Below are 21,617 nucleotides of genomic sequence, written 5' to 3' on the forward strand. Positions count from 1 at the left end.
TTGTGCTGTTACAATCTTTTTTAACGCTATTATGCTACCCAGAATAAAAAAGTTGTCAATGATTATATAACGGTAAATAGCAGAATGATTTAGCGTTTTGTTAAGTCCTCGTCATCTGTTTCTACTCTACTGGTTTCACCTTTCATATTTTGCGCTTTGCGCTTGTTTGGTTCTGGCTATGCCGCGGAGGTCATTCTTCGTTATCAAAGATGATAGTAACGGTGTGTTCTGATGTCTTTTTTATGTATTCATCGGAAATATCTGTTGAAAGTGAGCGCAGTTCTGTTTTTGATGCGGTTAATGCTATAAACGGGTTGGGTATGACTCCGCCCAGCATGAGCAAATAAGAGATCATGAGCGGTATTGAAACCATCATCGATACCTTTACGAAGGGGAAACGTTTTTTAACAACAATCTCTTCTTCCTTTGTATCGAATTTATCCAATTCGATTTCTTTTTCATCCCAGAAGGCTTTGTAAAGTCTGAATTCTCCCTTTTTGCCTTTTAACGTAGTGGATTTTATAAATCGGGTATATATTTCGGACTTATTTGTCAGCGAGTTGTATGTGTCTTCAGAAAGGTATATCTCTCCCGGATTGGATGCCGATTCAATTCTCGACGCAACATTTACCACGTCCCCGAAAATGTCATTTTCTTCCACTACGCCATCTCCGGTATGCAAACCCATGGTAACGAGAAGGAGAGTTTTGGGTTTCTTTTCTATATTGTACATGTCAAAACCTATTTGCGCTTCGACTGCAGCGCGAAGCGCCTTCTGTGCATCTTCAAAATAAGACAACGTACCGTCTCCCATCGTCTTTACCAGTATGCCGTCATGTTTTTTGATAATAGGGAAAAGGACGTCATTGTGTTGTTTCATAATAGTACGGCTTGCGATATCACCTTCCGCATCCGCAATGGCAGTCGAACCTTTCAGGTCGGTAAACATTACCGTCATGCGTTTGGTAAATTTTTCCTTGAGGAGGCTTTCCAGATATTCCCTTTGTTCGATGAGTTTTTCTATGTCATTTGGCGTGGTATGGAGGTGTTTGGCTTTTTCGCCCATGTTTGGTATCGCTTCTTTTGCCTTTTCAACAAACTCTTCAATCATAGGATCTTCATTTTGTTCCACATACGCCAGAGCACTTTCTGCTTGCGCCTGAACTACCTCTCTGTCATTTTTTGTTTCTTCATGCGGAATTGTTTCGTCTTTCCCGATTTCTACTGTCTCCTTTTCACCTTTTTCCTCATCCGCCTTTGGGGTTTGTAATAAAGTGTCCATTATTTTATCGTGTATTCTTTCATGGTCACAATTTTCTTTCGGCTCCGGCGCCCTATTCCCCGAAGTACTATCTCCTTGTGCATCATTTGTTTCTAGAAAAGACATCTCTTCTACTCCCTGCGATAAAGTGTAAAAAATTATCTTTTGAAAAGGCTTTCTACTATACTGCTATTTTTTTTAACGGATATTCACCCCCGCCGAAACGCACAAGTTGCGGTTTCAGAGGGATCTTATTTCAATCGGCATTTTACTGATTTTATCATATAACTTGCTCATGTATCGTATGGGCCACCAATCATATAAAAATATTTGAATAGGACGCCACATGGCTACCCAGCCGCTAATGAGCAATCCTTCCTTAATAATTTGCGCCAGCATCCCATCTCCTATACGGTCAATAACCGCTCCAGTGCTGATACAAAAAAACAAAAACAAAATACCGATTAACAATGAAACACGCCCCCTTTTAAGTATAAAGCTCAATTCCTCGTTAGAAGTATTGAACCGGTAGTTAAAATAACTACAAATTGCATCCGGTATGAACGGTATCGCTTCTTCTCTGGAATTCTCAGGCAAATAAATAACTAATTTAAGCTGTGTGTCGAGAGGAAATTCTCTAACGGAAGCAACAATATATTCTTCCGCGTCATCATCCATGTCTTTCTCTCTAAAGGGAGCGGGATCAAACGTATTGAATAACTGGCGTATATCTTTTAATTTTATCTCGATGAGATAGGAATTGTTTTCACGTTTATAGCGGGACTCTATATCTTTCATAGAAAGTTATCGTAATGAACAAACCCATCCCCATCCCTTCCCTTCCAAGAGGGGACTTATAAAATTCCCCTCTTGGGGTTGAGAGGTAGGTAAAAATGAATGCCGTTGAGTTTTCGTCTTTTAAAAACCCAGCCTAATTTAATAAACGTGTGGTATTCCTTGCAAACTCAACTAATAAATTAATTGCCTTACACTGGTTTTTTGCAAAACCATTTCCTCCCCATTTCCAAGGGGCGTCGTTTTCCAGATTATGTTTATCAGACACAATAAGCATGCCTATTGCAGGTATTTTGTGGAATCCGGCTACCGTTAGCAATGCGGAGGTTTCCATATCCACTCCAATAATGCCATTTTTTCTCCAGAAGAGTTCTTTGGCCTTTGTCTGTCTGAATACTGCGTCAGTGCTGACTGTTTTGCCATACATAACACTATTTTCCCCGGTTTGGCAAAGATAATCTTTCAACTCATCCAGCAGGTCTTTATCGGGTAATGCGTTTGTTTCTGCCGATGCATAATGATAAGAGGTGCCTTCTTCTCTGACAATTTCTGTCGGAATTACAATATCGCCCACTTCCAGATTTTTTCCTATTCCGCCACACAATCCAAACACGAAAAGACATTTACACCCCAGCGCCACCGCTATTTCAAAAGTACATACGGAGGCAGGAGCGCCAAATCCGCCTTGTATAAAAGAAACAGTGTTTTTCCCTTCGACACTATATACATCAGGATGAGGGATAAAACCCGGCAGTGTAAAAACATTTTTCTTGGCTTTCAATCTCCTTTTTACATAAGGGATGCCTGCCTTCGTTTCAAACATCACCAAACATTCGCCAATTTTTGCGGATTTTCGCAGGTCGGGTTGCCCGTTGCTTAAACAATCAACAGGTGAAATTATGCAACGTGAATGATCGTCTTTATCAAACCAATTTCCGGTAAAATTTCTTGTCATATTTACCCAATACAAAAATTATCGTATTTTCTGCCGTATTTTATTATGCCGCAGAACATTTTCTTTAAACAGGTATCGGGTATAATGTAACAGGAATTAACACATCTTCCAAAATAAAACTGTATACAATATTCTTCCATTAAAAAAAACAACTTGTCTATAGAAAAATAAGGCGATAGGATGAGATTATGCGCAACAAAGCCATCAGGGAATATCCTTGCCTTACCAATTCATTGCGTGATATTCTCTTGTCGGTTGTAAAAAGCAGTATAAGGCAAACTATACTGTGAGAGTTCACAAATAGGTATTTCCAGGACTAGATTTAACTTTTGTTGACATAAATAGTTATAGCATTTTTAAAATCACACTTTGTGGACCCCTTGAGTATATATGAACACTTAAGTAGAGCAAATCAATTACTATGGAAATATTGTCGATTGCCGCAATTCAAATGTGCTCTGTACATGACCGTAATAAGAACCTGAACACAGCACGTGTACTTATGGAAAAGGCAGTGCAAAAGGGTGCCAGGTTGATTGCGCTCCCTGAAAATTTTTCGTTTATCGGACAGGAAAGAGAAAACATAACATTCGCGGAAGAGAGAGAAACCGGGGAGATTGTTCATTTTCTCAAAAAATTTTCAATGAAACATAGTGTAGCGATTATTGGCGGGAGTGTTCCGCTCAGATCAACAAGCAAAGCAAAAGTTATGAACACCTGCCTGGTTTTTGATCAATCTGGTGTGATAATAGGGAGTTATGATAAAATTCATCTGTTTGATTTTCACCTTGATGACAAGACTGTTTACAGGGAATCTCATTATGTGAAACATGGGAAACATATTGAAACGGTAAAACTTTTCGGGCATATCATGGGGCTGTGTATTTGCTATGATTTACGTTTCCCGGAGCTTTTTCGCAAGCTGATGCTGCGTGGAATGGAAGTCTTGTTTGCGCCGTCCGCATTTACAATGAAAACAGGAAAGGATCATTGGGAAATTCTCTTGCGGGCGCGCGCCATCGAAAACCAGTGTTATGTGGTAGCGCCCGCCCAATACGGACGGCATAACGATGAGCGCATCAGTTACGGCAGAACGATGATCATTGACCCGTGGGGACGTATTATGGCGCAATGCCAGGACATGGAAGACGTTATTGTTTGCGAAATTGATTTTGCGTTTCTTGTTGAAGTGAGAAAACGTCTTCCCTGTTTAAAGCACATTCGCCGCGAACTATTTTTCTTAGGTGAGGCATGATAAAGGAGTCGGATAATTTAACATAAAAGTAGGGGCGATGCATTTGCCCGTTTGGGTATGAACGCATTTATGACAATTTATAGCAAATACTTCGCCCCCTACATTTGTTGGAATTTTTCAAAATACTAAATTGTTACGCAAATGGAGATTTTCAGGTGAAAATCCCTGCACGATCAAGATAAGGATATGAGGAAAATGTTATACTGATGAATACCCCCAAAAAAGCACAGATTGGCAGTGAGTATGACCTTTTTGTCTTTGCACAGAAGGAGAGTGAGGCATTAAAGGAACGTCTCTTTGAACTTTACCTGCTATACAGCCTCAGTAAAAATTTAAACGTTTCACTTCAGTTGAATGAACTTTTCCACAACACTATAAATGTCTTGAAGGAGTCCTTAAGGATTGAAGATTTCTGCTTTATGCTGATAGATGATGAATGTAATGAGTTGAAAATGTGGAAAGTGGATGACTGCAGCTTTGGGGAGGCGAAGGGTATAACGTTTAAAATAGGCGAAGGAATTTCCGGTCTCGTGGCCCAAACCGGTGAGTCTATATTGATTCCTGACACAGATAAAGACCCACGATTTCTTTTTTACAAGGGAAAGATACCAGATATCGGGTCTTTTATCTCCATACCATTAAAATTAAATAACGACAAAGTAATTGGAGTCTTGAACATTCACAAGAAGGAGAAGAATGCCTTCAGGGATACGGACAAAATGTTGTTTGTTGCTATAGCACATAATGTAGCAATTGCCATAGATAGGGCGCGTAATTATGAGCATGCGCAAAAGGTTGCCATGGTGGACGAATTGACTTCGCTATATACCAGAAGATACTTTCTCGAGAGCAGCCAGAGAGAATATCGCCAGGCGGAAAGGCGTGGAGAATTCTTTTCAATAATCATGGTGGATATCGATCATTTTAAATATTTTAATGACACTTACGGCCACTTGCTTGGCGATGAAGTGTTGAGAAAGCTGGCATCTGTTTTAAAACTGAACGCGAGACAGAGTGATGTTATTGCCCGGTACGGCGGTGAAGAGTTTATCATTTTACTGCCAGGAACAAATAAACCCGGGGCAGTCGCAAGCGCCGAAAAACTCAGGTCAGCAATAGAAAAGAAACTTGCTATAGAGGTAGGAGGAGGACACAAAGAGAAAGTGACAATAACGGCTGGCGTTGCCTGCTATCCTGAGGACGGGAATAACGTAGAAGAGGTAACTGCATCGGCAGACAGGTTTCTCTATTTGGGGAAAAAAAGCGGGCGCAACAAGATCGTTTCAGCAGCTACGGACGCAAAGGTTGCCATACCTGAAAAGAGGGTAGCAAGCAGGTACATGACCGCTTTAAAGATTGTAAGCGGATTGCATCAGCCCCAGTCCATTGAAATTGAAACGGATAGCAATTGGAAGATGTGTACAGTAAAGGATATAAGTAAAATGGGATTCCGGGGCGAAGTTGAATTTGCGGCCAAAATTGGTAATGTATATTCGGGCAAGGTGGTTCTGAATACCGATGACCATAAACCAGGCCAGTTTTCCATCCGCGTAGCGTTTGCAAAAAGAATGTGCCAAAACAGATATCAAATCGGGGCAGAGATTATAGACGGACGGGATAACTGGAAAAGGCTCTTTATCCAGACAACCCATTGAGTAGCCCTATTTCACTGTGTGCAAATGCTGGGAATAAGCGTTTTTACTTTGAATTTTAGCAACACCTTAGTTTTTTGAAAAAAAAATCTGCCTATAGGAGGTATGATTTGTAGCGGCAAGGCATGCCTCATACGCATCAACCTAACTTGGCAGTAGTTGTAAAGGTTAGCATTTCAAGAAGCGGAATAATTTCTTTGGAAGGATTAAGTGATGTTCTTCGCGAGAAGTCTCCCGAGTCAGATATAACCCCACAGGCATTGAGTAAAAAGATAAATAGCGATAAAGCAGTATCGTTTTTAGAGCGTACGTTTGAAGCAATATACAAAGAACAGGTATGTCCTAAATTAGAGAAAATACCTTTTGTAGCATTAGAGCAATTTTCGAATGTGTATCTCCAGGATAGTACCCAAATAGCGCTCAATGAGCATTTGGCGGAAGAATTCAAAGGTACGGGAGGCAGTGCGAGCAAATCATCCGTAAAGATAGATTTATTATATGAGGCGGTACATCATATATTGAAAGAAGTTTCTATTACGAAAGGCACCTATCCTGATCAGAAAAACGGAGCAAAGGTATTGAAACATATAGGGGAAAGGGATTTGCTGTTGAGGGATTTGGGATATTTTGATCTTTCGGTATTAGGGGATATTGAAGGAAATATGTATCGTAACGCGGATATATGCGCTAAGCGCATAGTATTGTCATAGTACTATGTGTCGGGGGTGAGTGGGGTAAAGCTGATTCAATGGTTACAAAGAAAAGGGCGTCTGAGCCGTGCAATTGCAAATAATATGCTTCCGGCGCTTATGGAAGAATTGTTAAAGAGTTCCCCCAAAGGACTGTTAAAACAAAAGAGACGGCGCAAAACAACCCTTGAATTAATAAGTGGACAGGTTGGATTTTTAGAGGGTTTTTCACTATGACAGGAGATGCCGGCCAAGATAAAGGGTTTGTGCCGGACGGCTATTTCGGTGAAGATATGTGAGCGCTTTGAGTGGAGAAAGGCAGACGGCAAGCTAAAGGATATGAGTTGCCGTGTAGCGCTGCTGCGGATGGAAAGAGATGGGTGGTTCTCCTTGCCGCCATCTTTGAATCGAAATGGGAATGGCGATGGCAAGCCGTACAAGCATAGTAATATGTTAAATGATAACCAGCCATTGCTCAACCTATCAGCCGGAGAGATTGGAGATATAAGTCTGGATATAGTAAAAACCCCTGTAGAATCCCGTATATGGAACGAAATGATTCATCGTTGGCATTATTTAGGATATAAAAGATTGGTAGGCGCCCAACTTCGCTATCAGATAAACAGTCGTTACGGCGTACTTGGGGCATTAGGTTTTGGTGCATCAGCGTGGAATGTGCAGGCAAGAGAAGACTTTATCGGATGGAGTAGGCAGATTCGGGAACAAAATCTCAATCTGATAGTAAATAATTGCCGGTTTTTGATTTTGCCCTGGATAAAGTCAAGGAATCTTGCATCAAGGGTATTGGGCTTAGTCGCCAAAAAACTGCCGAATGATTGGGAAGATCGTTACAAATACCGGCCTGTAATGTTAGAGACGTTTGTAGAAAAAAAACGTTTCAGGGGTACATGCTATAAGGCAGCAAATTGGATTTATTTAGGAGAAACGAAGGGGAGGGGGAAATTGGGAGACTATTCCAAACTTTACGAAAATGTAAAATTAATAATGGTGTATCCACTGTGCAGAGAATTCCGTTCCGTGTTACAACAATCCCAATAAGTTCTTAGTATATGAGGGAGGTGAATCCCCATTCTGAAAAATTAATATCTTTACTCCTGCTTTGCTTCAACTGCTGGCTTTTCAGTAAAAGTTAGGTTGATGCGTATGAGGCACGCCTTGCCACTACAATTATTCTATTCCAGCAGAATAGTGTCTATATCCTCTCTGGCAACACCTCGCCAGAGTCCTTTGATTTTTTCCGGTTCTGTTTTTTCAACTTGGGTAATCTTTTGAATTTTTATGTGATCCGGTTCCGGTGGTTTCCAAAGCATTGCCATATAATCGCCTACATTGCCCACCTTTTCTGATGTAGCCATAGTTATTTTCTCCCTTGAAAATCCGTAGGTGACCAGTGAGTTTATGACTTTTTCCCGCAGATCTGTTCTTCCGTGAAGAAACAGATAGACGTCCTTCTCTACATCTATTTCTTCCGAAGCGTTACTTTGCCGTGATGCAATTCCCAAGAAGACGATAATTGCAACAGCGACAATCTTCCCCCACATTTTCAATCTCTCACGCTTCGTTCTATTTCTTTCCGTGCGAACAGGCTTTATTTTAAGTGTCACGATTTTTCCTTTCTAATCTAATGTTTAGGAATTTCAATAATTTTGCAGAGACGCATTGCATGCGTCTCTACATCAACATCAGCAACAGAATAAAGTCGTTGCCAAACCCAACCTAATCTAAGCTAAATAAACATAGCTTCTTTATGACCATATGCCCGGCATTACAGTTTCGCAGTCTTTGCATTTGTTATCTTCAATATGGTTTTCTAATATTCTGTATCCTGCCCGCCTGACTAAAATATGCCTACAATTAGGGCAATAGGTATTTTTTCCCCGTTGTGACCTGAAACATTGCCTACATAGGGAAAAAGGGCCCTGCATCAAATGCAATTTCCCTTGCATTTTCCAATGTTTTTACTGAGGTGTGCGGCAGGTTTTTTATCCTGAATGTCGGCGGAAAACGGGTAACATGCGCCAAATACACCGGTTTTGATTAACATTCTTCTTGTAATCATAAAACAATACGTCCGTCAAAAATGAATACTTTTAAGATTGCATTCTCACGTAAAAATTGTAACCCTCATGCGCAGCTAAGTCAAGCAAGGGAATGATAACTATATTCAAAATGCTCACAAAATCGGAGTTTTATAAGGGCGGTGGCTCAGGCAACCTGTGTTTGTCCGTGCCACCCTTGCGGAATGATTGCTATGTGTCAATTTGATAAAACACAAACTGTGCACCATTTGAATATAGTGGTGTTTTATAAAATTGACAATTGAAAGAATGTTTAGTATGGTTATTTTTTGATACCTGCTTAACAAAGGCAATACAAGCACTTTCACGATATTTTCTGTTTCGGGGAGGAGTAACAATGTGTAAAAAAGCCGTTTTTTATTTATGCGCCGTTTTTTTGCTATTTCCCGCGATAATTTGTTTCCCGGAGAATCCTCTCCTGGGGGAGAATATTGCGGTAGTTGTGAATGGCAAGAAGATTAAAAAAGACGATGTCGATAAGCGTTTAAACATGTTTAAGGATGCCGATGTTGAAACGTACAATGCAATCCGGCAAGAGATAATCGAACAACTTATCACTGATATTTTACTGGAAGACTTCATCGATAAACAAGGGATTGTTGTCACTCCAATGGAAATGAGCAGGGAACTGCTGCTGATAAAAAAAGAAATTGCCGACAATGAAGGCGAAGCGGACGCCTTTTTAAGGGATATGCTTGCTTCCATCGGTTCGAATTTATATGATTTCGAGAAAACAATAAAACATTCCCTCGCCCTTGAGAAATATTTTAAAGGCTCGCTCGATTCCCAAAACCTGAAAAGATTCTTTGAGAAAAACAAGCATTTTTTTAATGGGGAGGCAGTAAGGGTAAGTCATATTTTTATAGATACGAAAAAATTTAATTCCGGTGATATGGTCGAAAAGGTGGCGCAGTTGATCAATACCTTGAAATCCGAACTTGATAAAGGATCTGATTTTGAAGAACTTGCCCGAGAATATTCTGACTGCCCTTCTGCTTCGAAAGGCGGAGATTTAGGTTTTATTCAAAGGAGGGGCGGTACATATGATGAACCGTTCTTAAGCACGGCATTTTCGCTACGCATTGGGAAAGTAAGTGAACCGGTAAAGTCGGAGTATGGATATCATCTGATAAAAGTTACCGGCAAAAAAGAAGGGGTTGCCGTAAACTTTGAAGATGTTATAGATGATGTACGTTCAACAATGTTGGATGAAGAAATACTTGGATTACTGAAAAGACTCCGAAGTGAAGCAAAGATTGAAATTATACAATAGCGTTTATCACCGCATACCAAATATCCCTCATGGAAAACATTTTTATTTATTAAGGATTTTTTTTACTACCGTAAGTTTCTGCGCCAGATGAAAGGTGATTTTTTCAATTGCCATATCAACAGCGGGGCCAAATTTAGGACCCGAGGTAATCCACCATTCCCATTCGATATGTGAGGTAACGACATCCAATCCTATCCCCTCTGCAAAAACTTCCTCTTCCCACAATTTGTTCCATTTTGCGTCATAGAGCGTGACGAAAAGAGAAAGCTTATGTTCTCCTACCGCATGTAATACCGCCTCCTCGATTTTCAGCCGTATGTCCGAATCTTTTAGGCGAAACTCCAAAATCCCATCCAGTGATTTTTCTTCCGGTAAAGCCGTATCATCAAGGTTATTTAAAAAAATGACTTCTCTAAAGATAATTTGGCAGGTTTCTCTGATTTTTTCAGCAAGAGGTTTTCCTACGGGAAAAACAAAGTCTTGAATACCTATGATGTGATTCGATACTTTTTCAATCTGTTCATGATTTCTCAGGTCGGGGTCGATATAAATACCCATAGTCAATGGTTGCTGTGGTATTTCATAAAGCCTCTTGTCGATTGAAGGGGCTATGGTAACTGGGGGTTTTTGCGTGCTGAAACAACCACCCAGCATCAAAAAAACAAGTAAAACTAAGCTGGTTTTCTTTTTAATACATTTCAACGTTATAACCATTCGCTCTTTTCATTCCTTCGGAATAAATTTTTCAGGCGGGAAATTATTTTCTAACGCGATGTTTTATCTCATCCACTTTATTGGAACATCACTGCTATTTCTCCCAATAAGCACTACGCCTGTTAGTTTCTTTTGACTATTGTACACGGGGTATGATTTTAAGAGTATAGGGTCGCCCGTTTTAAAGTTCAACATTTCTCCGCATATTGAATGGCCTGTTTTTAAGGTTTGCCAGATCAGACAATCTTTGCATGCGGATACAAATTTATGCTTTGTCGCAAAACATTTCTTGTCAACAGGTTTGCCCGGGAAAAATTGCCTGGCAGCCTTGTTTAATTTTTTTATATTAAGTTCTGCATCAAATATGACAATGGGATCTGTTATTGAATCAATGAAAGAGTCGATTCCCCAATGCTTCTCTGAAAATATTAATGATATGCTACGGTTTTTACTGGTTTTCATGGTAAAACACAAATGCAAATGATTTGCAAAAATGACGTTTGCTAACAAGGTATCACTTAATGTTTATGATTTCTATTTACTACATTTGTATCGTTAGCGCAATTATAATGCCATCTTCAAGTTGTTTATGTATACGGCATAAAGTATTTTGCAAACATTGGAGTGTTCTGTAGATAAGTAATTAGAATTATTTTTCAATGGCTTGTCATGCAAAAATTGCGGACATGATATCGTGCGAAAAGAATGAATTTATTGGTAATAATCAGCCAACGAAGCGTTGACACAATGCGCTGGTTCAGACGGCAATCCCTGAACCAGCCGGGGGATAGCCTTTTAGTAAAATAAAAAAGCAGTTACCAACACACGTGATAACTGCTTTTATAAAATAGCACACTGCAATTGTTTAACGTTAGATTAGTGGCTCCCTGAAGGATGACGAGCTTTTGCGCCAAGATCCAATGACACAAATAGGATGTTCCCTTCTTCCAGGCTAACTTCTTTGTGTGCGCTTTGTCCGCCATGCTCGTGAACGGAAATCGCATATGTACCAGGCCTCAATTCAAATACACAGGTGCCATTATTGCCCGTAGTGCATTCTTCATCACCAACTTTGATTTCAGCGCCCACAATTGGTGTACCAATAGCAATAGCAGTTACCCATAATTTTGCCGGTTTTACGTCGTAAGCCTGTGCTGTTGTCATACCAATTCCTGCGATAAGCGCTGCGCCAAACATTCCCACCAATACCTTCTTTAACATTACTAATTCTCCTTTTCTATCTTTTTGAAATATAACATATAAGACTACTATAGAGTATACAAAGTATTTATCTCCTTCCCTGTATTCCACCCCCTTTCATCATGTATATCGTAGCAACAGTATTGCTCATTCTTTTAAAATAGTGACTTATTATACATTTTAAACTTTCTTCGTCAAGTTATATATTCACCCGTGAACTGTCCGGCGGATAGAGATATTTATGCAAAGACGCCTACCGCTTTTTTTTATGATTGGCGGGATTTTGCGTAACAGTGTAAGCATTTTTCTTTCCAAAAGGGATAGAGGGGAAAACCTGCGTAAAAGCAATTCTTCCCTCTTTTAAAGCGCCTGATAAGGCAAGGCCTCATTTAATTTAATTCCTTTATTTCAAACATTCCCTTTGGAGGATTCAATAATATGATTTTAATTCTCTCGTGCCATAATTCGCCAAATTCCTTTATTTCGGCGTCTGTACCCTTTCCCGTCACTGCCAGCGGCATTAAATCACCCATTTTAGGGTTCATAGGAAGCATGTGATTGCGGTAGCTGATTTCTATTTTTTTATTGTTGTCCATTCTTTCAAATATCACCGTACATACCGCGTTTGGTTCCGCCTCTTCTTCCTCATTAAACGAAAGCAGGTTGTGCCTGTTGTATTTGCCTCCTCCCAGCCCTTTAAAACCTGTTTCTACGGAAGCACCTGTTATCAAAGTAACAACCTGTGATATCGGACCGTTTACCTTGTAGTCCACGCCGCCCTTGAATGTAACCAGAATGCGTCCGCGTTCGGGCATATCATTTTTGTATAAGGTTTTTAAGGCTAATTGCGTCAATTTATAAGCACCGGAAACAGCGGGGCATGAATGCCCGGCAAGCTTTATTACGTCTGTATAGTCAAAGACAAATGGTTCGTTTTTATCAATTGCGCCAAGCACCACCGCAAGCATATCTCTAATCTTTATGGGTTCAACCGTATTAAAAAAAGTCTTGTTAAAACGTGTTTTTTCCATTATTTGAGTTTCTCCTCTCAATAAAAATGTAATAGTAGGGGCGAAGCATTTGCTATAAATTGCAGAAATGCGTTCAGACCCAAACGGGCAAATGCTTCGCCCTTATTTTTTCAAAAAACTACCGTGTTACCGAAAACCCTATTTGTTTGACGACAATTCCAAAGCGTCTCTTTTAATCTTCAAGTGTAGAAATATCTCCGGTAGGCAGTCCTAGGTCTTTCGCCTTTAAAAGTCTGCGCATAATTTTGCCGCTTCGGGTTTTTGGCAGATTTTCACAAAATTCTATTTCGCGGGGATAAGCGTGTGCCGCGAGATGATGTTTTATGAATTTTTTAATCTCCTCCCCCAATTCACTGGAAGGTTTAAATCCCTCTTTAAGGGCGATAAATGCCTTGATGATCTCACCCCTTTCAGGGTCAGGTTTGCCTATGACCCCTGCTTCAGCAACCGCCCGATGTTCAAGCAGGGCACTTTCCACTTCAAAAGGCCCTACCCTATGGCCTGACGTGTTAATAACGTCATCGGCTCTTCCAACAAACCAGAAATAACCTTCTTCGTCTTTATATGCGGTATCCCCGGTGGTATACCAACCCGTTATATTGAAATATTCATTAAAACGGCCTTCGTCTCCCCATACTTTTCTCAACATAGAGGGCCAGCCTGGTTTTAATGCCAGAATACCGTGATGTCCATCCGGGAGTTCATTTCCCTCACTATCAATAATTGCAGCCTTGATGCCAGGAAACGGCTTTCCCATAGAACCGGGTTTTATCGGTATGCACGGATAATTAGCTATCATGATGGAACCTGTCTCTGTCTGCCACCATGTATCATGGATTGGAAGATTGTATACATTCATGCCCCACTTGATGACTTCAGGGTTAAGGGGTTCTCCCACGCTGCAAATATACCTCAAACTTTCCAAATCATATTGAGCAACAAGGTAATCGCCGGATTTCATTAACATGCGTAAAGCGGTGGGAGCGGTATACCATACCGTAATCTTATATGATTGTATGGCTTCATACCACTTATTTACATCAAATCTGCCATCATATATATACATTGAGACGCCGTTTAACCATGGCCCCCACATGCCATATACCGTTCCCGTCACCCACCCGGGGTCTGCCGTACACCAATAAATGTCGTCATCTCTAAGATCCAGCGACCATTTTGTGGTAATATAGTATGAAATCATGTCGTTATGCACATGTGTTATGCCCTTCGGCTTTCCGGTAGTTCCGGAAGTATATAAGAGATACAAAGGATCTTCCATATCCATCCATTCCATTTCAAACCGTTCAGGTGCGTCTTTCATCAATGTTTTATAACATACATTTCCCTCTTCTAATTCATAATCTTCCTTAACACTCACCAGTACAATCCGTTCCAATTTAGGCAATTCCCATAGCACGGCATCAACACGCTCTTTTAATTCAGGTGTAGTGATAAGGACTTTCGCCTCACTGTTCTGCAACCTGTCCCGCACCGCATCAGGCCCAAATGCGGAAAACATCGGGCCTGAAATGGCGCCGAGTTTTGCAATTGCAATCATATTTATAAAAAGCTCCGGCAAACGCGGCAAGAATAAAAAAACGCGGTCTCCTTTGCCTACACCTAATGATTGCAACATATTGGCACATTTATCGGAAAGGATTTTCAATTCCTGAAAGGTATACTTTAAGTGTGTGCCATCAGAACCTTCCCAATACAGCGCAACTTTGTTTTTTCTCCATGTTGTGGCGTGTTTATCTATGGCCTCGTAAGCAATATTTACCTTGTTACCGCCGACACCTAGTTCTTTCTTTACCGTCTCCCATGAGAAATTCTTATGCTGGTCTTCATAACAAATGAGATTAAATGCTTCAGGGTGTTTATTTATTATTTCAGTCTTATTCATAGCGTAACAAACTAAAATGGCATAGCCAGAACCAAACAAACAGGAAATAAAAATACGAAATTCGAAGTGCTACATGCGAAATACGAAACAAATTCCAAAGAGGGAAAATATCCCCCGCTGGGAGGTGCAGAGGGTAGATTCTTATTTAGCATTTTCGGATTTCACAATTAAATATTTTGCCAAAAATGGAGTAGAGGCGAATCATTTGCTATAAATTTTTATAAATGCGTTCATACCCAAACGGGCAAATGCTTCGCATCTACCTTTTCAAAAAACCAACTTGTTAATAAAAACAAAACTTCTTTGTATCATGTATGGCTTAAGGTTGCTAAAGTAGCCAATCCTGGAGAAAGGAGTTAAAGATGAAAAAGAGTTTAGTACGTACGGTATGGGAATGCAAATATCATATTGTGTGGGTACCAAAAAAGCAAAGAAAAATTGTGCAGGGGAAGCTTCTTCAAGAGACTACCCAATCGACGCCCAATTTCCGGTAGACAGTGCCTGCCATACATGATGAAATTCCCTGACATTTTTATTTTTCAAAAAAACTAAAGTGTTGCCAAAAAAAGATTTTTTACCGGATAACAGTGTAGTAATATATTTGGTCATTGGTTAATTGTAAGCTTGTGAAGGATTTTTTAATTTGTGAAATCGGTAGTTCACCTATGATTTCCATTTACTCCTGAACGGAAGGCAAAAATGCATAAATTTATTGTCACGCATCGGGATAGTGAGCTTACGCTGCTTCATTTTATTGCAAATAAACTTTCCTTGTCTAATAAAAAAGCAAAACAGCTTCTGGATGACCGCCTAGTGTTTGTCAATAGAAAAAGGGTGTGGATTGCTTCCTATCAATTAAAACCAGGTGATAGCATTGAGGTTCTTTCCGGTAAGACGCGCCAACCGGAAAAGAAGACATACGATATTCTTTTTAACGATGATTGTTATGTAATTGTTTCAAAACCTCCTGGCATCGTAACAAATGGGCAGAATAGTATCGAGCGTGATTTGCGGACGCAGTTTAACCGTGACCGGATACAGGCTGTTCACCGGTTAGATAAAGATACCTCCGGCGCATTGATTTTTGCTAAAAACGAAAACGCTTTTGAAGAGATGAAAAAGGTGTTTAAAAAACACGACATTCAAAAGATTTATCGTGTAATTGTAACGGGAAAGATTTGTGAACCTGCCTTCACTATCAATAGTCCTGTTGGCGGACAAACAGCCGTAACACACATTACATTATTAAAGAAAGGGAAAAACACATCTTACCTTGAGGTAGCCACAGAAACGGGCAGAAGGCATCAAATCAGAATTCACCTTGCATCCATTGGCCACCCGGTAATAGGAGAAACAGAATACGCACGGAAAGAAATTGAGAATATACTACACAGAGAGGCGAAAAGGCAAATGCTTCATGCGCATAGGATATCCTTCGTTCACCCCTATACAAAAAAGGAAATTTCTGTCACTGCGCCCATTTCCCATGATTTTATACAATGTCTCCGGTTGTTATTTCCCTGAATTATACTGTAGTATTGTTTGACAATCAGGATAAATTAAGAATACGGACAGGCCGCTCCTACGGAGCTATTTACTCTATTGAATTTTATTGTGCTACAAACAGACCGCCCCTAACGGGGCTACATGGTATTTTTTCTATCCCGTGAATTTTTCAAAAAGATAAAATGTTACGGATATAAGCATTTTGCGAAAAATAAAAACAGTAAAAAAAGCTTGTGTTATTTGGTACAAGATAATATTGTTTTATTAGTATGGATACAATTTATAGAGAGACAAAACTAACGGCTTCAATTTCTCCCAGCTTCATAATTGTGATAGCTTTCATTTCTTTTTTCATTGTTAGTAAAGGTGCTGTTTCAGCGATGGGCGGTAAAAATACTATATTAAATGAAGATGCTTTTACCTTACAGCGCAAACAGATGGTAGAAAGGCAGATTGCGAACAGGGGTGTGGCTGACAAAAGGGTATTGGATGCCATGGAATCCGTCCCCAGGCACTTGTTTATTCCGGAAGAAAACCGTCATTATAGTTATTTTGATAATCCTTTGCCGATAGGTTATGGACAGACAATATCCCAACCATACATTGTGGCATTTATGACAGAACTATTGCAGCCGGATGAAGATGCGGTTGTCCTGGAAATTGGCTCCGGCTCTGGATATCAGGCTGCCATTCTTGCCAAAATGGTAAAGCAGGTATATACAATAGAAATAGTGGAAGAATTAGGCCTCCGGGCAAAAGAACAGTTACAAACCATGGGATTTGATAATGTAGAAGTCAGGATAGGCGACGGTTATAACGGTTGGCCGGAACATGCTCCCTTTGACGCCATAATAGTAACTGCCGCAACAGAAAAAATTCCACAACCACTTATTGATCAACTTAAACCATCAGGACGTATGGTAATTCCGGTAGGCGGCGTGTATGAAATACAGGAATTAATATTGATTACAAAAGATGCTTCATCGAATGTTGTAAAAAAATCTATCATTCCGGTCCGGTTTGTTCCACTAATCAGGAAGTGATACTCTGCGTCTGATTCGTAAGCGTAGGAATGAACACCCTGTTTTTCTCAATTTCTCCCCCCACAGTCCACAGTCCACAATGTGCAATGTGCAATGTGCAATCTGCCGATTGCCGATTGCCTACTATGGACTGCCGATTTCTTCCCAAAATAGTTATTTATTCAAAAGTTGGAAAAACACGAGGTATTTTGCTAATATATTGCCATATGAAATTGTGTTTTTCTGTAATAAAATAAATATCATTTTTAAAGGAGGATTCATTATGGCGACTACCGATGATTTAAAAGAGGCGTTTGCAGGAGAATCGCAAGCGAACAGAAAGTATCTTGCTTTTGCAAAAAAGGCTGAAGAGGAAGGATATGCTCAGGTTGCAAAGCTTTTTCGTGCTGCTGCCGAAGCCGAAACCGTACACGCCCACAGTCACCTTCGTGCTTTAGACGGAGTCCGCAGTACGAAAGAAAATATCCAGGAAGCAATAAACGGCGAAACGTATGAATTTACCAAAATGTATCCTGGAATGATCGAAAATGCAAAAAAAGAGGGCCATAAAAAAGCGGAGCAGAGTTTTGCCTTCGCAAATAAAGTGGAAAGTATTCATGCAAATCTTTACAAAAGAGCATTAAATAATCTGGGGGATAATGAAATTGTGGACTATTATGTGTGTCAGGTCTGCGGCAATACTGTTGAAAAAGCAGCTCCTGATACATGTGAGATATGCGGTGCTCCCAGGAATAAGTTTAAGTTGGTGGGATAAAGATTTTACCCCATTCCGTAAAACCTCAACCAAAAAGACTTTAACCACGAAGAAAAACTTACAAAAACGAGGTTTTTACAGAGGAATACTGTAATAAAGAGAGATATGTCTATTGACAATAAAAGGGAAATGCTAACGGGCAATGCTGCCGCGGCATGGGGTGCGCGACTGGCGGAAGTTGACTATGTTCCAACATATCCGATCACTCCACAAACGGAGATAATCGAAAAACTGGTGTATTGGATAAATAATGGAGAAATGGACGCCATGTTTGTCTCCCTGGAATCGGAACATTCAATGATTACCGCCGCTGGCGCAGCGAATGTAACGGGGGTAAGGGTTTTTACCGCAACGTCAAGCCAGGGCCTTCTGTACGGCTACGAAATGCTTTACACCGTGGTAGGATGGCGCGCCCCTTTTGTTATGGTAAATGTCTCCAGGGGCTTATCTGCGCCGATAACACTTGAACCGGACCACAACGATATTCTCTCCGCACGTGATACAGGTTTTTTACAGATTCACTGCGAGTCGTGCCAGGAAATTTTAGATTCGATTTTGATTGCGTATAAATTGGCGGAAGATGAGCGAGTCCTCTTGCCGGTGCTTGTCAATTTTGATGGTTTCCATCTTTCTTTTACGAGAGAACCGGTTGAAATACCCGATATCAAAGAAGTAAGAAGTTTTCTACCTGCGTATACCTCCAGGCATGCATTTTTCAAGGCAAGCCAGCCATCGTCACAAGGCGTAGCTGTGCTGGGCGGGTTTGCATATACGTATTTCAAATACCAAATGCATCTTGCCAGCAGAAATAGTCTCAATGTTTATAAAGAAATTGCCGGGGAATTTGAAGATGTGTTCGGAAGGCGCCATGGTGTTGTAGAGGAATTTATGATGGAGAATGCAGAATATGTATTAATCATGACAAATTCCTTTTCCACCATTGGAAAGGCAGCAGTTAAAAAAGCAAGGGCAAAGGGCATTCGCATCGGCCTTCTGAGAATAAGGATGATAAGACCGTTCCCTGGAACTGACATTCAGGCGGCACTTAGAGGGAAGAAGGCCGTTGCAGTGTTTGATCAGAATATAAGCGTTGGAAAAGGCGGTATTTTGTTTTCAGAAATTGCCGGTTGTATGTATAACGAAAGGGAAAGGCCTGTATTACTTTCTTTTATTGGCGGCCTTGGCGGCAAAAACGTAAGTCCGGAAGAATTTGAAGTGATTTTTGCACATTTGCAAAAGGCAAACAAAACAGGCGCGACTTCAGATCCATACCTTCTTTATACAAAAGAAGAATGGAACGGAATGGAAAATTTGAAAAAAATCGCCGGTAGAAATGGTTAACATAGGGAAAAACCACATTTTTGAAATTCCTAACATGGCATAGCCAGAGCCAAACAAGCACGAAATAAAAAATACGAAATTCGAAGTGCGAAATACGAAACAAATTTCAAAATACAAAATCCCAACCTGCCTTTACATTGCACGCAGACAGGTGAAAAAAACCGGGTTTTAAACATTAATATTCTAGTTATCAAGCCGGAGCTTTAGTATTTCAAATCATTTTGTCGTTAGAATTTGTTTTGGGTTTCGGATTTCACCAAATTTATAAGGGTGTGATTTTGTATAAAGATGAATACTATTAAATCTATTCGCGATATTCCTTTGCATGAGAATATTTATCCCGGTACCCTGCATGTGCGGGTTGTGGCGGGCTTTTATCATTGAGGCACTGCCTAAAGATTTTGGGGGAAAATATTGTTATCGTCAATGCTGCGGGATGTTTTACCCTTTTGTCGTAACTATTCAGCGAAAATAATTTAGAATTTGCTTGACAGCAGAAATGTTACAAACAAGCAATTTACCTGGTAGTGTATGTATATGTTTGTAAATGCGTTAAAACCAGGCAGCAAGATGCCGTGCATAGAGACGTGTGTGGGGTCTGTTCAGTTATAGAATTTCGAGCCTTTGTGGTGTGTTATAGAGCGAAAGAAAAGGGTGAAAAAACCTGTGGTATAATAGATGCAGTAGATAATTTCAGGCTAATTATACAGGTATCATCCATTGACGATAGAGAATATAGACGTAGACGCAACACTCCAAAAAGTAGAGAAGCTGCTTTCAGAAGAGAAAGGGCTGTCACCGGCGGTGAGGTCAATGATAGAGTTGTTGGCATTATTGATAACACTGCTGGTAGGACGTCTGAACCGGAACAGCCGCAACAGCAGCAAGCCTCCCTCAAGCGATCCGAATCGCAAGAAAGAAAGCAAGGCGAAGGGTGAAAGGAAGGCAGGCGGGCAAAAGGGCCGTGATGGAGTAACGCTCAAAAAGGTAGACAATCCTGATGAGGTGGAAGTAATAAAAGTAGACCGGAGGAAGTATCCGCGCAGCAAATACAAGGTGGTAGGTTACGAAGCACGCCAGGTGTTTGATATAAAGATTTCGCGTGTAGTAACGGAGTATCGTGCAGAGGTAGTAGAGGATGCGAAAGGGAACCGGATTGTAGCGTCATTTCCGGAAGGGGTAACAAAGGCGGTGCAGTATGGTCCGGATTTGAAAGCGCATGCAGTCTATATGTCGCAGTATCAATTGATACCCTACAAGAGGATACAGGAGTATTTTGAAGGACAGATTGGGATACCGCTGAGTGAAGGTTCTGTTTACAACTTTAACAGGGAAGCCTACGAGTCATTGGAACCCTTCGAAGTGAGAGCCAGGGAAGAACTTGCAAAATCAGAGGTGATGCATGTGGATGAAACTAGTATCAACAAGAATGGAGACAGGTATTGGTTGCACAGTGCATCCAATAGTTTGTGGACGTACTTTTTCCCGCATGAAAGACGTGGAACAGAAGCGATAAATAGTATCGGGATATTACCTGAATTTAAGGGGATTCTTTGCCACGACCATTTGAAGTCGTATTACACCTATAGCAACTGTACGCATGCGTTGTGTAATGCACACCACTTGAGGGAATTGGATGGTGTGTGGGAAGATGATAATAAGCAGGAGTGGGCGAAAGAGATGAAAGCATTACTTAAAGAGATAAACCGTGCGACGAGTGATGCCGGGGGAATGCTGGGAACTGATGAGTCAGAAAAATACCGGCAAAGGTATAGGAAGATACTCCAAAACGCAGAAGCCGAAAGCCCTCCTCCTGATGAAACGAACCGTAAGGGAAAAAGGGGGAGGGTAAAAAGGACAAAGGCACGGAATCTTCTGGAACGATTGAGGACGTATGAGGGTGATGTGTTGAGGTTTATGGACAATAAAAATGTTCCCTTTACGAACAATTTGGCAGAAAACGATATCAGGATGACGAAGGTTCAGCAGAAGATATCTGGCTGTTTTCGTTCTTTGGAGGGAGCGAAAATTTTCTGCCGCATTCGGAGTTATCTCTCGACCTGTCGAAAACAAGGTGTAAATTTGAGCCGGGCATTACAGATGCTATTCCGTGGCGAATTGCCTGATTTTGCTAGCTCGTAGCGAC

General features: G+C 40.6%; 19 protein-coding genes and 1 pseudogene. 10 read left to right on the forward strand and 10 right to left on the reverse strand.

The window, feature by feature from the left end:
* Positions 1 to 190: 190 nt before the first annotated feature.
* The 3 genes from M5U24_RS09390 to M5U24_RS09400 form a co-directional block, all read right to left on the reverse strand.
* Positions 191 to 1,387: an adenylate/guanylate cyclase domain-containing protein gene (locus M5U24_RS09390; protein ID WP_164995440.1), complete on the reverse strand. Its 1,197-nt coding sequence runs from the start codon at positions 1,385 to 1,387 to the stop codon at positions 191 to 193.
* Between the two features lie 114 nt (positions 1,388 to 1,501).
* Positions 1,502 to 2,059 (reverse strand): hypothetical protein, encoded by a 558-nt coding sequence (locus M5U24_RS09395; RefSeq protein ID WP_298202258.1) that lies wholly within the window; start codon positions 2,057 to 2,059, stop codon positions 1,502 to 1,504.
* Between the two features lie 133 nt (positions 2,060 to 2,192).
* Entirely contained in the window at positions 2,193 to 3,011 is an 819-nt protein-coding gene (locus M5U24_RS09400) for a nucleoside phosphorylase (RefSeq protein ID WP_298202260.1), read from the reverse strand.
* A 421-nt stretch (positions 3,012 to 3,432) separates the two neighbouring features.
* On the opposite strand from M5U24_RS09400, the gene M5U24_RS09405 reads away from it, so the two are divergent.
* From M5U24_RS09405 to M5U24_RS09420, 4 genes and pseudogenes are all read left to right on the forward strand, one after another.
* Positions 3,433 to 4,266 (forward strand): carbon-nitrogen hydrolase family protein, encoded by an 834-nt coding sequence (locus M5U24_RS09405; RefSeq protein WP_298202262.1) that lies wholly within the window; start codon positions 3,433 to 3,435, stop codon positions 4,264 to 4,266.
* Between the two features lie 206 nt (positions 4,267 to 4,472).
* Positions 4,473 to 5,921 (forward strand): sensor domain-containing diguanylate cyclase, encoded by a 1,449-nt coding sequence (locus M5U24_RS09410; protein WP_099325965.1) that lies wholly within the window; start codon positions 4,473 to 4,475, stop codon positions 5,919 to 5,921.
* A 179-nt stretch (positions 5,922 to 6,100) separates the two neighbouring features.
* Positions 6,101 to 6,844, forward strand: a pseudogene (locus M5U24_RS09415) (transposase); the annotation flags it as partial.
* Positions 6,845 to 6,850: 6 nt separating this feature from the next.
* Complete coding sequence (locus M5U24_RS09420) at positions 6,851 to 7,666, forward strand: Druantia anti-phage system protein DruA (RefSeq protein ID WP_164995443.1); 816 nt, start codon at positions 6,851 to 6,853, stop codon at positions 7,664 to 7,666.
* 134 nt (positions 7,667 to 7,800) lie between these two features.
* Here the strand turns inward: M5U24_RS09420 and M5U24_RS09425 are convergent, their stop codons facing one another.
* Positions 7,801 to 8,232: a hypothetical protein gene (locus M5U24_RS09425; protein ID WP_197705213.1), complete on the reverse strand. Its 432-nt coding sequence runs from the start codon at positions 8,230 to 8,232 to the stop codon at positions 7,801 to 7,803.
* 320 nt (positions 8,233 to 8,552) lie between these two features.
* On the reverse strand, positions 8,553 to 8,687 hold the full coding sequence (locus M5U24_RS09430) for a hypothetical protein (protein WP_261341067.1): 135 nt from the start codon (positions 8,685 to 8,687) through the stop codon (positions 8,553 to 8,555).
* A gap of 356 nt (positions 8,688 to 9,043) precedes the next feature.
* On the opposite strand from M5U24_RS09430, the gene M5U24_RS09435 reads away from it, so the two are divergent.
* Positions 9,044 to 9,979, forward strand: coding sequence for a peptidylprolyl isomerase (locus tag M5U24_RS09435; RefSeq protein ID WP_099325963.1), 936 nt, complete (start codon positions 9,044 to 9,046; stop codon positions 9,977 to 9,979).
* 42 nt (positions 9,980 to 10,021) lie between these two features.
* On the opposite strand, the gene M5U24_RS09440 is transcribed toward M5U24_RS09435, so the two are convergent.
* The 5 genes from M5U24_RS09440 to acsA form a co-directional block, all read right to left on the reverse strand.
* Entirely contained in the window at positions 10,022 to 10,693 is a 672-nt protein-coding gene (locus M5U24_RS09440) for a hypothetical protein (RefSeq protein WP_099325962.1), read from the reverse strand.
* Positions 10,694 to 10,756: 63 nt separating this feature from the next.
* Entirely contained in the window at positions 10,757 to 11,155 is a 399-nt protein-coding gene (locus M5U24_RS09445) for a hypothetical protein (RefSeq protein ID WP_157820625.1), read from the reverse strand.
* A 414-nt stretch (positions 11,156 to 11,569) separates the two neighbouring features.
* On the reverse strand, positions 11,570 to 11,914 hold the full coding sequence (locus M5U24_RS09450; RefSeq protein ID WP_099325960.1) for a hypothetical protein: 345 nt from the start codon (positions 11,912 to 11,914) through the stop codon (positions 11,570 to 11,572).
* A gap of 368 nt (positions 11,915 to 12,282) precedes the next feature.
* Positions 12,283 to 12,924: a hypothetical protein gene (locus M5U24_RS09455; protein WP_099325959.1), complete on the reverse strand. Its 642-nt coding sequence runs from the start codon at positions 12,922 to 12,924 to the stop codon at positions 12,283 to 12,285.
* Positions 12,925 to 13,096: 172 nt separating this feature from the next.
* Positions 13,097 to 14,827, reverse strand: a complete 1,731-nt coding sequence (gene acsA, locus M5U24_RS09460; RefSeq protein ID WP_099325958.1) for an acetate--CoA ligase — start codon at positions 14,825 to 14,827, stop codon at positions 13,097 to 13,099.
* A gap of 699 nt (positions 14,828 to 15,526) precedes the next feature.
* On the opposite strand from acsA, the gene M5U24_RS09465 reads away from it, so the two are divergent.
* The 5 genes from M5U24_RS09465 to M5U24_RS09485 all read left to right on the forward strand — a co-directional run bounded on the left by M5U24_RS09465 (position 15,527) and on the right by M5U24_RS09485 (position 21,613).
* Positions 15,527 to 16,351 carry an RluA family pseudouridine synthase gene (locus M5U24_RS09465; protein ID WP_099325957.1) on the forward strand — a complete coding sequence of 275 codons (825 nt, stop codon included), beginning with the start codon at positions 15,527 to 15,529 and terminating at the stop codon, positions 16,349 to 16,351.
* A gap of 251 nt (positions 16,352 to 16,602) precedes the next feature.
* The gene (locus M5U24_RS09470; protein WP_197705212.1) at positions 16,603 to 17,376 is read left to right on the forward strand and encodes a protein-L-isoaspartate(D-aspartate) O-methyltransferase; all 774 of its coding nucleotides are present in this window, start codon (positions 16,603 to 16,605) and stop codon (positions 17,374 to 17,376) included.
* Positions 17,377 to 17,638: 262 nt separating this feature from the next.
* Positions 17,639 to 18,130, forward strand: a complete 492-nt coding sequence (locus M5U24_RS09475; RefSeq protein WP_099325956.1) for a rubrerythrin family protein — start codon at positions 17,639 to 17,641, stop codon at positions 18,128 to 18,130.
* Positions 18,131 to 18,235: 105 nt separating this feature from the next.
* Positions 18,236 to 19,471, forward strand: coding sequence for a pyruvate synthase (locus M5U24_RS09480; protein ID WP_172953488.1), 1,236 nt, complete (start codon positions 18,236 to 18,238; stop codon positions 19,469 to 19,471).
* 720 nt (positions 19,472 to 20,191) lie between these two features.
* A complete protein-coding gene (locus tag M5U24_RS09485) occupies positions 20,192 to 21,613 on the forward strand; it encodes an IS66 family transposase (protein ID WP_099325955.1) in 1,422 nt (473 codons plus the stop codon).
* Positions 21,614 to 21,617 lie beyond the last annotated feature (4 nt).

It is taken from the genome of Candidatus Kuenenia sp. (assembly GCF_027493735.1).
Lineage (GTDB): Bacteria > Planctomycetota > Brocadiia > Brocadiales > Brocadiaceae > Kuenenia > Kuenenia stuttgartiensis_A.